The organism is Streptomyces sp. NPDC052042, assembly GCF_044548345.1.
In the GTDB taxonomy this organism is placed as follows: domain Bacteria; phylum Actinomycetota; class Actinomycetes; order Streptomycetales; family Streptomycetaceae; genus Streptomyces.
Window position 1 is genome coordinate 256,054 of sequence record NZ_JBIUBU010000010.1, and the last position, 15,892, is coordinate 271,945.

The 15,892-nt window shown below is 73.8% G+C and carries 11 protein-coding genes, 2 tRNA genes and 1 riboswitch; of the genes, 8 read left to right on the forward strand and 5 right to left on the reverse strand.

Annotated elements, in window-relative coordinates:
* Positions 1-148: 148 nt before the first annotated feature.
* Positions 149-221 (forward strand) — tRNA-Lys (locus ACIHCL_RS19160).
* Between the two features lie 15 nt (positions 222-236).
* Here ACIHCL_RS19160 and ACIHCL_RS19165 read toward each other — a convergent pair.
* Entirely contained in the window at positions 237-443 is a 207-nt protein-coding gene (locus tag ACIHCL_RS19165) for a hypothetical protein (protein WP_399863158.1), read from the reverse strand.
* Between the two features lie 143 nt (positions 444-586).
* Between ACIHCL_RS19165 and ACIHCL_RS19170 the strand changes: the two genes are divergently transcribed.
* The 6 genes from ACIHCL_RS19170 (at position 587) to ACIHCL_RS19195 (ending at position 5,554) form a co-directional block, all read left to right on the forward strand.
* A complete protein-coding gene (locus ACIHCL_RS19170; protein WP_399863160.1) occupies positions 587-937 on the forward strand; it encodes a hypothetical protein in 351 nt (116 codons plus the stop codon).
* A gap of 37 nt (positions 938-974) precedes the next feature.
* Positions 975-1,178, forward strand: coding sequence for a hypothetical protein (locus tag ACIHCL_RS19175; RefSeq protein WP_399863162.1), 204 nt, complete (start codon positions 975-977; stop codon positions 1,176-1,178).
* Between the two features lie 15 nt (positions 1,179-1,193).
* Positions 1,194-1,267: transfer RNA gene (locus tag ACIHCL_RS19180), tRNA-Met, on the forward strand.
* Positions 1,268-1,554: 287 nt separating this feature from the next.
* Positions 1,555-2,649, forward strand: a complete 1,095-nt coding sequence (locus ACIHCL_RS19185) for a PP2C family protein-serine/threonine phosphatase (RefSeq protein WP_399863217.1) — start codon at positions 1,555-1,557, stop codon at positions 2,647-2,649.
* Between the two features lie 363 nt (positions 2,650-3,012).
* A riboswitch (cyclic di-AMP (ydaO/yuaA leader) is annotated at positions 3,013-3,164 on the forward strand.
* Positions 3,165-3,175: 11 nt separating this feature from the next.
* On the forward strand, positions 3,176-4,426 hold the full coding sequence (locus tag ACIHCL_RS19190) for a M23 family metallopeptidase (RefSeq protein WP_399863164.1): 1,251 nt from the start codon (positions 3,176-3,178) through the stop codon (positions 4,424-4,426).
* A 183-nt stretch (positions 4,427-4,609) separates the two neighbouring features.
* Positions 4,610-5,554 carry an aldo/keto reductase gene (locus ACIHCL_RS19195; RefSeq protein ID WP_399863167.1) on the forward strand — a complete coding sequence of 315 codons (945 nt, stop codon included), beginning with the start codon at positions 4,610-4,612 and terminating at the stop codon, positions 5,552-5,554.
* A 162-nt stretch (positions 5,555-5,716) separates the two neighbouring features.
* On the opposite strand, the gene ACIHCL_RS19200 is transcribed toward ACIHCL_RS19195, so the two are convergent.
* The 4 genes from ACIHCL_RS19200 to ACIHCL_RS19215 form a co-directional block, all read right to left on the reverse strand.
* Positions 5,717-7,243, reverse strand: coding sequence for a PrsW family intramembrane metalloprotease (locus ACIHCL_RS19200; protein WP_399863220.1), 1,527 nt, complete (start codon positions 7,241-7,243; stop codon positions 5,717-5,719).
* Positions 7,244-7,653: 410 nt separating this feature from the next.
* Positions 7,654-8,517, reverse strand: a complete 864-nt coding sequence (gene trmB, locus ACIHCL_RS19205; protein ID WP_399863169.1) for a tRNA (guanosine(46)-N7)-methyltransferase TrmB — start codon at positions 8,515-8,517, stop codon at positions 7,654-7,656.
* Positions 8,510-9,766, reverse strand: coding sequence for an L-2-hydroxyglutarate oxidase (gene lhgO, locus ACIHCL_RS19210; protein WP_399863172.1), 1,257 nt, complete (start codon positions 9,764-9,766; stop codon positions 8,510-8,512). The genes trmB and lhgO overlap by 8 nt, the downstream gene beginning before the upstream one ends.
* 280 nt (positions 9,767-10,046) lie before the next feature.
* A complete protein-coding gene (locus tag ACIHCL_RS19215) occupies positions 10,047-11,966 on the reverse strand; it encodes a sporulation protein (protein WP_399863173.1) in 1,920 nt (639 codons plus the stop codon).
* Positions 11,967-13,657: 1,691 nt separating this feature from the next.
* Between ACIHCL_RS19215 and ACIHCL_RS19220 the strand changes: the two genes are divergently transcribed.
* Entirely contained in the window at positions 13,658-15,769 is a 2,112-nt protein-coding gene (locus tag ACIHCL_RS19220) for an asparagine synthase-related protein (RefSeq protein ID WP_399863175.1), read from the forward strand.
* Positions 15,770-15,892 lie beyond the last annotated feature (123 nt).

Consider the following 15,892-nt stretch of genomic DNA (forward strand, 5'->3'; position numbering starts at 1 on the left):
CCTCGGTCGGCAGCCGCTCGACCCGTCCGTCCGTGTCTGCGTTGTGGAGTTCCGACAACAACTGATCAGGGAGGGGAGCAGGGCTCGGCTCGCTCCATCGGGGATAAGGCGTGAGGGCGGCACGACCGTACCGTTATGCTGAGCGGGCGGGCCGCTAGCTCAATTGGCAGAGCAGCAGACTTTTAATCTGTTGGTTGTGGGTTCGAGTCCCACGCGGCCTACACACGGGCCCCAGCTCAGAGCGCATCTGGGTTGGGGTACTTGGCGTTCTCGGGGCATGTTTTTCGCTTCCGTCGGCCCGTCGTCGGCCCGTCGTCGGCCCGAGCGGCAGATGGATACGCGACCCGCTCGGCGAGGTCCGCCTCGGGCGGCGCGGGAAAGGCCGGTCCGCGGCCCAGGCCGAGCGTGGCCCGGATCGTCGGGACGGTGAACACCATCGCCATCGCCGAGGCACTGGGAGCGCTGTCGATGCAGTGCGTGGCGGGCGAGTTCGGCTACAGCACCATGCCGCCGTACCGGTACGTGCCCGGCAAGGCGCGGCTCGTCGGCATCATGGCGGACGTCGCGTGCGGCGCTGCCCCGGGACATGTCCGAGGTGACGGGCGGCCGGGGGCGCGCCGAGGGCGAGCTGTGGGTCGAGGAGCTGTGGAAGGTCTACCGGCGCCATGACCGGCTCGTGCAGGTGCAGATCAAGCCCCCTGATCGGGCCCAACCAACTCGCCTGGTTCGAGACCCTGTTGCGGAGCCTCTCGGCCACCGGGCTGGGCCACGAGGGCATGGCCGCGCTCGCCAGGTTCATCTCCTCGGCCGTCCACGACTGGCGCGGTTCTCCCTGGACCTCGCCTTGATGGGCCTCGGCTACGCACAGGTGCTGGAGAACATCCTGGAGACGGTTCGATTCCCCACCGTCGCCGCCCTGGGGGTCCGGCCCCGATGAGAGCCCCGCCCCGGGCGGGGCGGGCGGGGGTGCGGTGGTGCCAGTCGTCCGGTTCGGCGTCCGGCGCCTCCTCGACGGCGTCGAGACCCATGTCGAGAGCGCGCAGGACGGGGGAGAGCGTCTGACGGCCGCCGCCGCGTCCACGTCTCCGGCGCGGGCCCTCGATTCCGGGGCCGCCTCGGAACGCCGTCCGGCCCGCTCGTCGGCGGAGGTGGTCACGAGCGCGTCGGACATGGCGTAGAGTTGTGTTCACCGACGCGGGGTGGAGCAGCTCGGTAGCTCGCTGGGCTCATAACCCAGAGGTCGCAGGTTCAAATCCTGTCCCCGCTACTGAATCCGGGCCCGGTACGCGCACAGCGTGCCGGGCCCGGAGTGTTTCCGGGCCATCGTCGTATGGTGCGAGAGGCGTGGATGGTGTGTGAGGTGCGCCACGAGCGTCCCTCTCTTGGGCGATGCGGAGTCGCCGCGCGGCTGTGCTCCGGTGAGCCTGGGTGCGGGGCGCGGTACCGTCCGCAGCCGTGCGTGTACCGGGCAGGAGACCACAGGTGTGGAAGCGGCTGAAGCGGCGCGGCGGACACGCCGGTGCCGGTGGCGTCGGCGCCAGACGGTTCGTGCGCATGCTGCCGATCCTGATGATCATCGGGGGGCTGCTGTTCGATCTGTTCACCCCGTCGGTCTTCACCGCCATTCCGCTGTTCGTGGCGGCGCCGCTGATCGCCGCGCCGTTCTTCTCGCTGTCCACCACCGTGCTCACCGGCATCGCCTCGATGCTGGCCGTCATCGCGCTCCGGCTGGCATCCGACTCGCTGCCGGCGGCTGTTCCACTGATCGAGCTGCTCACCCTGGCGACCGTCTCGGTGCTCGCGGTGGTGATCAACCGGGTGGTGTGGCGGAGCAACGAGCAGTTGGCCTCCGCCCGTGTCATCGCGGAGCGGGCCATGCGGGCGGTGCTGCCGAAGCCCTCCGACCGGATCGGTGGGCTGCATGTGGCGGCACGGTACGAGGCGGCGCAGGCCGACGAGTTCGTCGGCGGCGACCTGTACGCAGTGACGGACACCCCGTACGGAGTCCGGCTGGTGGTCGGCGATGTGCGGGGCAAGGGGCTCGACGCCGTGGAGACGGTGGCGGTGGTCATCGGGGCCTTCCGGGAGGCGGCCGAACAGGAACGCTCGCTGGAGGGCGTGGCGCGGCGCCTGGAGCGCGCGCTGGTGCGGGAGTGGGGCACCCGCCGGGGCGGTCCCGACGCCGTCGAGGGCTTCACCACCGCCGTGCTGGCCGAGATCCCGGCCGGCCTGTGCCAGGTGCGGATCGTCAACCGCGGCCACCCCGAGCCGATCCTGCTGTACCCGGACGGGAGGCTGGACGTACTGGAGCCCTCGATGCCCGCGCTGCCGCTCGGGATGGACCTGGGCGCGTGGCCCGACCGGGCGGACGCGTGGGAGCTGCCGCCGGGGGCGACGCTGCTGCTCTACACCGACGGCCTCTCCGAGGCGCGGAACGCGGACGGGGTCTTCTACGATCCGGCGGCCCGGCTGCGCGGGCGGATCTTTCCCGGGCCGGAGGAACTGCTGTCCGCGTTGACCGACGACGTACGGCGGCACACGGGGGGCGAGACGACCGACGATCTGGCCCTGCTCGCGGTCGTACGCCCCGCGGAAGGGCAGCCGGAGCGGCGCAGGACCGTCCGGATCGTGGGGCCGGACCCGATGTGACGGTCGGTCCGGCTGGTTCGGGCGGTCGGCGGGGTGCGAAGGGCGGAGGGCTCGGGGGCCGGGGCGGCCAGTCGGAGGGGGATCGGGCGGGCAGCGGTGTTCCGGAGGGGCGGGGAGTCGGCAGGGCCGGGCCTGCAACCGTCTGTAATCGAAAGGCGTCGCTCCGCATAACAATTGACGCAACGTCAGAAAATAGATAACGGTTGAGGCACGATCAACTCGTCTGATTACGCCCCGAGATGTCCATTAAAGTCCAGGCCGTGGGCGTGAACGATCGGTGGGAGCGGCTTGGAATCAGGGGCGGGTGTCTATTAACGTTCGATAACGCAGCGCGGTCGTCCCAGCCGTCGTCAGAGGCGGCACCGTGCGCGAGCGCCGAATTCCGCAAGGGAACCGGGGAACCAACACCCTGGGGTGAATCGGACATCCGGGTCTCGTGAGAGACGCGGAGCCCGTAGGAGACCTTCCTGCTCCGAACCCGTCAGCTAACCCGGTAGGCGAGAAGGAAGGAAAGGAGTGCGCCCCCGTGGCGTCCAACAAGCCTGCCCCCGAGGCCCCCACCCGGCTCGACTCCGCGTTCGGTGCCGACTTCGGCCCCGGTTACGGCGCGGGCCCCGGCTACGGCTCCGGTGCCGCCTACGGCTCCGACCACGGAACGATCGGCATGGCGGCGGTGCCCGGTGCCGGTCTCGGCGCCGTGGACCAGGGAGGCGAACCGGACGTGGCCGCCACCGCGGCCTTCTCCGGCGTCGACTTCCGCGTCGACGGCGACTCCGGTTCCGAGCGTGGCTGGGAGGAGTGGAACCCCACCGAGGAGTCCGTCCGCCCGGTGCGCGGCAGGCACCGCGTCACCAAGCAGCGCAGCGGACTCGCCCGCAGCTCCGCGGTACTCGGGGTCGGCGTCATCGCGGCGGTCGGTGCGGGCGGCATGGCCACCGCACAGGGCAAGCCGCCGGTCTCCATCTCCCTTCCCGACGCCATCACGGACAAACTGCCCGACGCCAAGTCCCTTCCCGGCGTGGGCTCCCTTCTCTCCGACGACTCCGAGAACGACGGAGCCGAGGCCGACACCGCCCCGCTCACCACCGCCGGTATCACCACCGCGGAGGCCGAGCAGGGCACGACCGACGCGGGCGAGGCGCTCCGCGCCCGTATCCTCCAGCAGGCCGAGCAGCAGCAGGCCGCCGCCGACGCCGAGGCCAGGGAGGCCCAGGAGAGGGCCGCCGCGGAAAAGGCCGCCGCCGAGGCCAAGAAGCAGCAGGACGTCGCCGAGGCCAAGGCCGCCGCCGAGAAGAAGAAGGCGGAGGAGGCCAGGAAGAAGGCCGAGGAGGAGGCCAGGAAGAAGGCCGAGGCCCTGCGGCTCGCCAAGCTCGCCGCCAGCTACGCCATCCCGACCAGCTCGTACACGATCACCTCGACATACGGGCAGGCCGGCACGATGTGGGCCTCCGGTCACCACACCGGCCTCGACTTCGCGGCGCCGACGGGCACCCCGGTCAAGGCCGTTCACGGAGGCACCATCACGTCGGCGGGCTGGTCCGGTTCGTACGGCTACCGCACGGTGCTGGAGCTGGAGGACGGCACGGAGGTGTGGTACTGCCACCAGTCCTCGATCGGTGTGGGCATCGGTCAGAAGGTCTCCACCGGGGAGACCATCGGCCGGGTCGGCGCGACCGGCAATGTGACGGGCCCGCACCTCCACCTGGAGGTCCACACCGCGGACGGCACGGGCGTGGACCCGATGTCCTGGCTGCGGGGCAAGGGCCTCAACATCTGAGCACGTCTCCGGGCCCGTTCGGGTCCTTGTGCGACCTGAGCGGATACGCGGTCCCCGTACCCCGAGACGTCGTGCGGTCCTGGCGACCCCAGCCGTCCGGCCGTCCGGGGGACCGTCCATCGGCCGTCCCCCGGGCGGCCGATGGACGGAATACCCGATCGACGGGAACACGTTGATCCACGCATGACTTCTCTTCGCAAGCTGGGCTCTTCCGATCTGCACGTCTTCCCGCTCGCCCTCGGCGGCAATGTCTTCGGCTGGACGGCCGCCGAGGCGCAGTCGTTCGCCGTGCTGGACGCCTACACGGCGGTGGGCGGCAACTTCATCGACACCGCCGACGCCTACTCCGCCTGGGTGCCGGGCAACGAGGGCGGCGAGTCGGAGACCGTCATCGGCAAGTGGCTCGCGGCACGCCCCGACCGCTCCGATGTCCTCATCGCCACCAAGGTCGGCTCCCACCCCTCTTACAAGGGGCTCTCCGCCGCCACCATCAAGGCGGCGGCGGACGAGTCGCTGCGCAGGCTCGGCAGGGACCACATCGACCTCTACTACACGCACTTCGACGACGAGTCCGTTCCGGTCGAGGAGATCATCACCGCCCTCGACGGGCTGGTGAAGGCCGGCAAGGTGCGGGAGATCGCCGCGTCCAACATCAGCCCCGAACGGCTCCAGGCGTCCGTGGACTTCTCGGAGCGCGAGGGGCTGGCCCGTTACGTCGCCCTCCAGCCGCACTACAACCTGGTCTCCCGCGACACGTATGAGGGCGCGCTCCAGGACACGGCCGCCCGGGCCGGGCTCGCCGCCGTCCCGTACTACGCCCTGGCCTCCGGTTTCCTGACCGGCAAGTACCGCGCGGGGGCCCAGGTGGAGAGCGTGCGTGCGGGCAGCGCGGCGAAGTACCTGGAGTCGGAGCGGGGGCGTAAGGTCCTCGCCGCACTCGACCGTGTCGCGCAGGCCCATGACGCGCAGGTCGCGACCGTGGCGTTGGCCTGGCTCGCGTCCCGGCCGACCGTCGTCGCGCCGATCGCCTCGGCCCGTACGGTCGAGCAGCTGCCCGCCCTGACGGCCGTCGCCGACCTCCGGCTGACCGAGAAGGAACTGGCCGACCTCACCGAGGCGTCCGCCTGACCGTTCGCCCGGCCGTCCGGTGGGCCTGACGGGCGGATCCCGGCCCTCGGCCGCACTCCGCCCGCGGCCCCGTTCCCGTCCGTGGCCGACCCCGCCGCGCGGGCGTCGTCGGCGCACTACCCGTGAACGCCCCGGGGCCCCGGGGCGTTCACACGTCTTCGGCTATCGGTACGGGTTGTGGCCGCCATACGCCTGATGCGGGGGCGGGAACGCTCCCGGGCCCGGCGGCAGCCAGTACGCGGGCGGAGCGGGCGGGAAGGGGCGCGGGCGCAGGAGCCCCGCCCTCTGCGCCGCGTAGGCGAGGGCGGGAGCGGCCACGTCCCGGCGTTCCCAGAGGTGGTGCAGCAGCTCCAGCTCGCGTACGGCGAAGTCCGGGCCCGCCGTCCCACGGCGGCCCTGGCGGCGGAGCGAGGCCAGCGACATCGCGAACGATTCGTACTCGGCGACGGTGCGGGCGGCGGCCTTGCCCCGTGCCTTGGCCTGGGCCCGTGCCTCGCGCTGTGCCTTGGCCTGTGCTCTGCTTTGTGCCGTGCTTCGCGCGGGGGCGGGGGCGGGGGCGGGGGCGGGGGCACCGGCCGGGGCCGCCGGGGCGTGGCCGTACGCGGGGACCGGGCCCTGACCGTTCACGGCGGCCGGACCGTGGCCGTTCACGGTCGGGTGAGCCGGCGCGGGGTACAGGACCGGGGCGGGTCCGTACGGGTTCCCCCAGCCGGTCCCGGTGCCGGGGAAGTGGCTCCGCCGGGCCGCGTCCCGGGCCAGGCCGCGGGCCCGCATGGAGGAGAGGGCGAGCGGGTCGGCGGGGGCCAGCCAGCCGGCCGCCGCGTAGGCGGGCAGCTCGGCGGCGAGCGCACGCAGCTCGCGTCGGCGCGCCCAGATCACCAGCCAGGTCACCACACCGAAGAGCGGGACCATGATCACCGCGTACACGGCGTAGAAGGCGAGCGGGCCGAAGAAGGAGGCCGACCCGTTCCACAGCGCGTGCATGCCCATGGCGAGGACGAGCCCCAGCAACGGAAACGCGAGGCGACGGAACCACTGGTTCCGGGCGCTGGCGGCGGCCAGCCCGAAGCCCACTCCCGTCAGGACCGTGAAGAGCGGGTGGGCGAACGGCGACAGCACCGCCCGCACGAAGAACGTCGCCGCGGTCACCGAGACGACGCCCGAGGTCCCGATCTGCTGGTCCTCACCGAAGGCGGTGCCCAGATAGAGGATGTTCTCGGTGAAGGCGAAGCCGCTCGCGGTGAAACCGGCGACGGCGGCGCCGTCGACGATTCCGCTGAACTCGCGTCTTCGGAACAGGAAGACCAACAGGATGGCGGCGGCCTTGGCGCTCTCCTCGACGACCGGTGCTATGACCGTGGCACCGAGGTTGTCCGCGTTCAACGGGTCGGCGGTGGCCGTGGCTATCCAGCGGGTCGCGAAGGAGTTCGCGAGGATCGCGATCAGGGCCGCCGCGAACGCGCCCCAGGCGAGGGCGAACAGCAGGTTCCGCCAGGGCGCGGGGTCCACCCGGTCCAGCCAGCGGAACGCCGCCATCAGGAGCGGCACGGGCAGCACCGCGAGGCCGAGACCGACGAGGAAGCCCTCGGTGCCCGTCTGATCGCGGACCAGGGCCAGGATCGCCAGGCCGCACAGCGCGAGCACCGTGCACACGGCCACGATGCGGAACGTTCGGCTGCGCCACATCATGCCGACGCGACGCGGCCGGTACCGCCAGTGCCTGCGCTCCGGCACGGCCGCCAGAATCTCGCCGACCCGCTGCTCCTCGAGGAGCGGGACGGCCGGCTGCGGCTGCCGCTGCTGGACAGACCCTTCGTGTACCACCCCACGACCCTAACGAGCGGCACCGACACCGGCCACGGGGAATGCCGACGAAGGCCGGTGGTGGGGTGCCGGTGGCGGGATGTCGGTGGCGGGATGTCGGCGGCGCCGACGAGGGGGCGGGGCGGCGGAGGCGGGGAGCGGCGGGGAGCCCCGGTGGGGTGGTGATGAGGCGACGGGCGGCGCCGGTGGGGTGACGGGGCACCCGGGAACGGCGGTGTGCCGCCAGGGCGCCGGGACGGTGACGGCGGCGCCGGCGGTGGGCGGCGCCGGGACCGTCAGCGGCGGGTGAAGAGCAGGTCGTGCACGACATGGCCCTTCGCGAGGCCCTGGCCCTCGAACCGGGTGAGCGGCCGGAACGCGGGGCGCGGCGCGTAGCCGCCTTCGGGCACGGTGTTCTCGAAGAGGGGGTGCGCGGTCAGCACCTCCAGCATCTGCTCCGCGTACGGCTCCCAGTCGGTCGCGCAGTGCACCAGGGCGCCGGGCTTCAGTCGCCGGGCCACCAGGTCGAGGAACTCCGGCTGGATCAGTCGCCGCTTGTGGTGGCGCTTCTTGGGCCACGGGTCGGGGAAGTACACCCGCAGCCCGTCCAGCGAGTCCGGCTCCAGCATCTCGCGCAGCAGGATGATCGCGTCACCGTTGGCGACGCGGACGTTCGACAGGCCCTCACGGTCCGCGAGACCGAGCAGATTGCCCTGACCCGGGGTGTGCACGTCGACGGCGAGGATGCCCGTCCCCGGATCGCCGGCGGCCATCTGCACGGTGGCCTCGCCCATGCCGAAGCCGATCTCCAGCACGACCGGCAGCCCGTCGAACAACTCGGGCAGATCGAGGACCCGCCGCCCGTCGATGTCCAGGCCCCAGAGGGGCCAGAGCCGCTTCAGGGCGTCCTCCTGGCCGGGTGTGACACGGCTCCGGCGCGGCTGGAAGCTGCGGATACGGCGCTCGTGGTGCGATCCGGCCGGATCGATGGCGGGACCGCCGGGGAAGCGCGGCTCCTGGCGGAGCCTGCGCTGCCGCTCGAAGGAGGCGGCGCGCAGATCGTCCGGAATCCCGGCGGGGGACGAGTGCACCGCCGCCGAGGAGGCGCCCGCGGAGCGGTCTGCGGGAGGATGCGCGGAGGGGTTCAAGGGCTCAGACACAATGCCCCGATTCTACGGTGGGGGGTCTCCACCCCGTCTCCCGCGCCCGGAGCAGTGCCCTGCGTGCCACCTCCCGCCCGATGGGCAGGGAGGCCGTCGCGGCGGGCGACGGGGCGTTCAGTACGTGGACGGTGTGCGGGGCCTCACGGATCAGGAAGTCGTCCACCAGGGTGCCGTCGCGCAGCACCGCCTGGGCCCTGACCCCGGCCGGGGCGGGCCGCAGGTCAGCCTCCGTGACATCGGGCAGCAGCCGTCGCACCGCCGCCGTGAACGCGCGCTTCGACAGCGAACGGCGCACCTCGCCCGCCCCGTACCGCCAGTGCCTGCGCGCGATCCGCCAGGCGCCCGGCCAGGCCAGGGTGTCCGCCAGCTCGCGGGGGTGCACGACGGGCCACGCGTATCCCTCGCGGGCCAGCGCCGGTACCGCGTTCGGGCCGATGTGCACACCGCCGTCGTGGCCCCGGGTGAGATGCACCCCGAGGAACGGGAACGCCGGGTCGGGCACCGGATAGACCAGCCCCCGCACCAGTTCGGGCCGTCCCAGTTCGTAGTACTCCCCCCGGAACGGCACGATCCGCATTCCGGGGTCGTCGCCCGCGAGGCGTGCCACCCGGTCGCAGTGCAGCCCCGCGCAGTTGACCAGCACCCGGGCCCGCACCACCGCGCCGTCCGCCGTGCGCACCGCCACGCCCCAGGGGCGCCGGTCGACCGAGACGACCTCCGAGCCGTGGCGGATCGCCCCGCCCGCGGCTTCCACCTCGGCGGCGAGCCGGGCCGCGACCGCCGTGAAGTCGCACACCCCCGTCGTCCCGACCCGGATCGCGGCGAGCCCGCGCAGACGGGGCTCGTACTCGGCGATCTGGGCGGGCCCCAGCTCCCGCACCGGGAGTCCGTTCCGCCGTCCGCGCTGGACCAGCGCATGCAGCCGGGGCAGCTCGGACCGCTCGGTCGCGACGATCAGTTTCCCGGTCACGGCGTGCGTGATGCCGTGCTGGGCGCAGAACTCGACCATCTCGGCGGCGCCGCGCACCGCGTAGCGGGCCTTGAGCGAGCCGGGTGGGTAGTAGATGCCGCTGTGGATCACGCCGCTGTTGCGCCCGGTCTGGTGGCGGGCGGGCCCGGACTCCTTCTCCAGCACCGTCACCCGGGTGCCGGGAGCGGTGCGCGTGAGGGCGTACGCCGTCGACAGGCCGACGATTCCGCCGCCGATCACCAGCACGTCGCAGTCGTACGCCGCATGCGTCGTCACCACGCCACCTCCCACCCCGATAGTGCACTGACCCGCTGACATCGCACTCAAACCAGTGAGACCCAGCGTGGCGCGTATCTTCGTCGATCACGTGCGCGGGCGCGTGCCCGGCCCGGGTACGCGCCCGCGCACGGACGTTTCGGGCGCCTTCGGCCGATGTGCCGCGCCGGGCCGCGTGCGGCGTCCCGGCGCGGGCGGGCGCGGGCGGGCGCGGGCGGGCGCGGGCGGGCGCACGACGTTGTTACGTGCACCACGCCCGGCGACGGGCCCGGCGGACCGGTCAGGCGGGCGCCACCAGCAGCGGCCTGGCCCGTTCACGCAGCTCGGCGACGCGCGGCTCGTGCCCGTACGGTTCGAGGCGGTGGAGCAGATCCCGTACGTACTCCGTGGTCCTCGCGGAGGAGATGCGGCCCGCCACCTCGACCGCGCGGGTTCCCGCCGCGCAGGCCGCGTCGAGGTTCCCCGACTCCAGCTCGGCCACCGCGGACACCACGAGCCGCAGCCCGTGCGAGCGGACGAATTCCTCGGTGGGCCGGGACAGGGCCTGTTCCGTGAAGCGCCGCACCTGCCGGGGCGCCTTCAGGTCGAGGTGGCACTCCGCGGCGTCGGCCGCGAACCTGTCGTACGAGTAGAAGCCCAGCCACGACGGGTCCGCGTCGCCGTCCCGGGAACGCTCCAGCCAGCTCTCGGCGGCCTTGAGCGCGGCCCCCGCGGTCGGCGCGTCGTTCGCCTTCGCGTGGGCGCGGGCCTCCACCAGGCGGAAGAAGCTCATGGTGCGGGCCGTGGCGAGCCCTCGGTTGCGCTCGACGGCCGCCTGGGCGAGATCGACCCCCTCGTCGGCGAACCCGCGGTAGGTCGCCTGCAACGACATCGATGCGAGGACATACCCCCCGAGAGGCACGTCGGCCGCGGCCCGCGCGAGCCTGAGCGCCTGGATGTAGTAGCGCTGCGCGGCCTCCTGCTGCCCGGTGTCGAAGGCCATCCAGCCGGCGAGCCGGGTCAGTTCGGCCGCCGCGCCGAAGAGGGCCCTGCCCACCTCGTCGCTGTACGAACCGAGCAGCAGCGGCGCCGCGTCGACCCGTAAGCACTCGGGAACCATGGAGGAACGCCAGTCCCCGCCGCCGTACTTGGAGTCCCAGCGGCGGGCGTCCTGGGCCGCCTCGCGCAGCTTGGCGACATCGCTGTGACCGACCCGCAGGGGGGATATGTCACTCGTGACCGGATGGGCGGCCGGGGCCGGGCCGGCACTCGCGCCCGTGCCGCTGGGCCGGGGCGGGGCCGACGGCGCGGTCTTGGCGGCCCCGACGGCCTTGGCGGGGGAGGCGGCCCTGGCGGCCGTTCCGCCCCGGGACGTGGACGCGCTCTGCGGGCCCGGCTGGGCGGGGATGGATTTCGTGCGCGGGGCGCCCGGTGCCGGGGTTCCCGGACCCGGCCGCGCCGGCTGCGCACCGGGGGCCGTACGCGTACCCGCCGCGGCACGCGCCTCCGGCTGTCCGCGCGTGCCGGACGCCTCTGCCGGCCTCGCCGACCCCGCCGGGCTCGGTGTGCCGGCCTGCTCCGGAGGGTTCGCCCCGTCGGGTATGCCGTGCCCCGCGGCGGGCTCGGCGGCCCGTGCCGCGTCCGTGCCCCCGGCCGGGGCACCCGGAGCGGCGTGCGCCCCCGTACCCGGGTGTGCGCCCTCTGCGCCCTGGGGGCCGAGGACGGCCGCCCGGGCGGCGCTCGCATCGCGTTCCACCGACGGGTCGGCGGGGGATATCAGCCAGCGGGACGCGGGCGTCGCGTACGCGCTCACCGAGAACGAGCCCGCGAGCGACTGCCAGATCCCGCCACTGCCTCCTCGGCGCCCGGCCAGATCCAGCCGGTAGAGCTCGGTCGCGGAACGGACCGCTTCGGCCACATCGCGCGGGAAGGCCAGCCCGACTTCCGGCGCCGGATCGGCGTCCGCCAGCCCGATCTCGTGCAGCGGGACCGGCCTGCCGAGCTTGGCGCCGATCGCCGCCGCGATGAGATGGGGCGCGGCACCCTGCGGCACCATGCCCTTGGAGACCCACCGGGCCACCGAGGTCTTGTCGTACCGGAGGGTCAGACCGCGTTGAGCCCCGAGGTCGTTGACCCGTCGGGCGAGCCCGGCGTTGCTGATTCCCGCGAGGGCGAGAACGGTTCCGAGCTTCTCGTTCGGTCCTCGTTGCTCCCTGGACATGCGTCACCCCTCGACACACAGACGGCCGCCGCGTCACCGTTGCGGCGCGCGGCATTCGTACCGTGTCCTCCCCAGGGACGGACCCCGGCACTCCGGCCGCACACGCATGTGGCGGAGCCCCGAGGAATATGCCTCCTGCCGAGAACCTCAGTGAACCCAGCGTAGTTCGCCGCATCCCTACCGTTAAGGGGCAGACGTCCGTATGGCGGGATTGTTGTCCGTGCCGGCGCGGGCGGTGCCGGGCGGCCCCGTGCGGCGTTCCCGGGGCCGCCCGGGGGACCGGTCCGTTCTCGGTGCGGTGTCCTGCGCGGGGTCCTTCGGAGGCTGACCGGGGCAGCCCGGTGCGGCGCCATCCCCGGACACCGACCCGGGGTCTGTCCCGGGTCGTCCGGCGCCTCGTCCGAGGTCCGTCCGGGGGCGCGCGGAGTCGGCGCCGAACCCTCGGGCAGGGCCGCACGAGAGCATCGCGCGAAGTGGTGCGGAGCCGTCGCGGGTACGGCGCGGGGGACTGGCGCGGGCGGCCCGGCCAGGGTCCGCGCGATGCGCCCCGCCGGGGCCGCTCCGTGTCCGCCGGGGGCCCTGTCCGTGCGCTCCCGAGGGCGGCGTCCGCGCGGCGTGGAGGCGGTGTTCGCGCAGCGTGGAGGCGGTGTCCGCCGGGTTTCGCGCGTGCTCCCGGCGTGTGGCCGTGCGCCCGGCCGTGCGCTCTCGTCCGGCTGTTCCTGAAGGGCTTCCATGGTTGCCGCGTGGGTCGGCCCACTGCGAAGGAAACAGTGGGCTGGGGGACACTGCCGCCTCATTCCCCGCAGGCGGTGGACCGGTCCGGGAGGTGGGAGACGCCTCCCGGACCGTGCGGGGGAACCGGTCCGGGGCCGTGGAGGGGATCGGCGCGGCACCGGGAGCCGGAACCGGTGCGGGGATGGTGCGGAAGCGGTACGGGGCCGGCGTCGGCCCCGGGCGCGGAGAAGGTGGCGGCCCAGGCTCGGCAGACGGGTGCGCGGGCGACCTCGGGCGGGGTCGGAGACGGGCTCGGAACCGGCCGCCGGAGCAGGCGTCGCGCCGTTGACGGCCTCTCCGGGGGCATGTGCCAGAGGCACCGCGACCGAGGGGCGTTTTCGGGAGAAGTCGGGAGAAATATTCGGAGAGGCTGGAGAGGGGGATCGGGGAAGGGGTGGGGAGCGAACCAGGGTGAAACAGGGCGTCCAGGGCGGCGAGCTTCTCGCCGTCAGGTTCTGTCATGCCCGGAGATTGGCTGAAAATAATCGATCGGCCGAAGAAAGTGCGATCGATTCCGCGGAAATCCCGCCGCCCCGTCCGCAGTTGCCCGTCATCGTGCTCCGAACGCCTCGGAAAGTGGCCAGATATCAGCCGCGCGATCCGGCTCTCGCGTGGTAGGCAACACGCCCGAGCCGTAAGGACGTTGATGTCTGGATCGCCGTGTGCGGGACGTGCTCCCGCCGTACCGCCGGACGCCCGGTGCCGGGCCGCCGACCGGCGGTCGCCCGTCCGCGCCCGTCCGTCGCTCGCACCGGCCCGGCCCGTGTCGGGGGCGCACACCGGCCCGACGTGCGCCTCCGTGGCCTCTCCCGCACGTGTCTGTCGTGGCAGCATGTTCGCAACGACGGCGCACACCAGCGGAGTTCTCCCGATGTGTTCCTGCTGCGCCGTTTTGTCCACAGTCCGTGGAGGCGGCGATGCGTTGGTTGGTGGGGTGGAGCAGCGTCGCCGCGCGCTTCGGTACCGCCGGCGCGGTCGGCGCCTACGACGACGGGCGCACCGTGCAGCCCGTGGGCTCCCAACTCCTTTGGGGCGACCCGGATCCGCTGTGGGCCGTCGGCGACTGGCGCCCGGACGAGATCCGGATCAGCACGATCGAGGGCGCGCCCACGGCCCGGCTCGCCGTCCTCGGCTGCTGCGGCGCCACGGACGAACAACTGCGCGTCGGCCTCCTCGCCGCACGTGGCGGAGCCCTGCGCCACCTCACCTCCTGGCCCGGCGGTTACACGGCCGTCGTCCAGATCGGCCGGAGGATCAGCGTCATCGGCGACCTGGCGGGAGCCCGCCCGGTCTTCCACACCCCCTGGGCGGGCGGCACGGCCTACGCCACCGCCGCACTGCCGCTCGCCGATCTCGTCGAGGCCCAGCTGGACATCGGGCACCTGGCCACGCTGCTCGCCTGCCCCGAGACCCCGGAGGCACTGCGCGACGGCACCCCGTACGAGGGCGTGAGACGCGTACCGCCGGGGCACGCGCTCATCCTCCGCGAGGGCTCGCGCGAGATCACCGGGTACGAGGCGGTGGCCTCCCTGGCCGTCGCCGCGCCCGAACTCGATCCGGTGAGCGCCGTCGACGGGGTACGCGACGCGCTGGTCGACGCCGTACGCGCCCGGCTCACGGCACCGCGCCACGCCCCCGGCACCCTGCCGCCCGATCCGGGACCGGTCCCCGGAATGGGACCCGCCGACCGGCGTGCCGCACGGGGCGCGCCCGTCCCCGGTATCGGTGCCGACCTCTCCGGGGGAAGCGCCTCCGGAACGCTCGCCCTGCTGGCCGCCGGACTGCCGGGACTGCCCGGCCTGCCCGGAAGCCTCCTCGGCCCCGGCGCGGAGGCCGGGGAGCGGCTGCTCGCCGTCACCTTCAACGACCTGACCGCGCACGGGCACGAGGACGAACTCGAACGCGCCCGCATCATCGCCGCCGACCCACGCCTGCACCATGTCGTCGTCGCCGGAGGGGAGGAGGCCCTGCCCTACGCCGACCTGGGCGGCGGCCCGCTCACCGACGAGCCCGCACCCTTTCTCGTCGTCGCCGAACGCCACCGCCGCCGCCTCGCCTCGGGCAGTGCCGACCACTTCGTCGGCGGCGGTGCCCGGCAGGTCCTCGACGCCCACCCCGCACGCCTCGCCGACCTGTTGATGGACCGGCGCAGGCGCCACCTGCTGCGTCCGGTGGCGGCGCTCGCCAAGGCGGAGGGCTCCAGCGGAAACTCCCTCTTCGTTCCGCTCACCGTCTACCGCGCCGCCCGCCGCCTGTCCCGCACGTCGTACCGCACCGGTCTGGAGACGGCGGCCGACCGGCTGCCCGTCGCCAACCGCCACACCCCCGGCCCGGGCACCCCCCTCGACGCCTCGCTCGCCGCCCTCGCCTGGTCGCGGCCCGGCCCCGCCGCGCACTGGCTGACCGGGGAGGCGCTCGCCGACGTATCGGTTCGCCTCCAGGAGGCGGCGGTCCGGCCGGTCTCCGTCCAGCGTCCCGGCGAGGCCCGGGCCCGCGCGGCGCTCGCCCGGTACGCCGCCGACCACCGGATCCTGGAGCAGGCCGCCGAGAACCGCAGCCAGCGCCTGCACGCCCCCTTCCTCGACAACCAGGTCGTACGCGCCGCCCGCGCGCTCCCCGAATCGCTCCGGGTGCAGCCGGGCGCGCGTGGAGCGATCCTGCGCCGGGTGCTCGCGGGCGCCGGCGTCCACGACCTGCCGCCCGGCTGGGGCACGCCCTCCCACGCCACCTCCCAGGCGACCGCCCGCACCGGTCTGCGCGCCGCACTCCCCGAGCTGATGGCCCTCTTCGACGCCCCGCTGCTCGCCGACGCCGGCCTGGTCGAGGCCCGCGTCGTCCGCAAGGCCCTGCGCGCCGCCGCCGACGGCGAACCACTGCCGCTGGACGGCCTGGCCCACCTGGCGTCCACGGAACTGTGGCTGCGCCGCCTCGTGTCGCGGCGCGGTACCTGCTGGACGGGCACAAAGGCGCCTCGCCGACGGGCCGTCGCGCACGGCGTCGTCCCGGCACGGCGGAGCCTGCGGGCGTAACGGACGGGGCGGGAGCCCCCGGTAAGCGGTGCGGGAGGACGCGGGGCCCGTCCGCGAAAGGGGGCGGAGGCCCGTCCATCGCGGGCCGGGGCGGCGAGCGGCACCGGACGATGCCGACCTGCA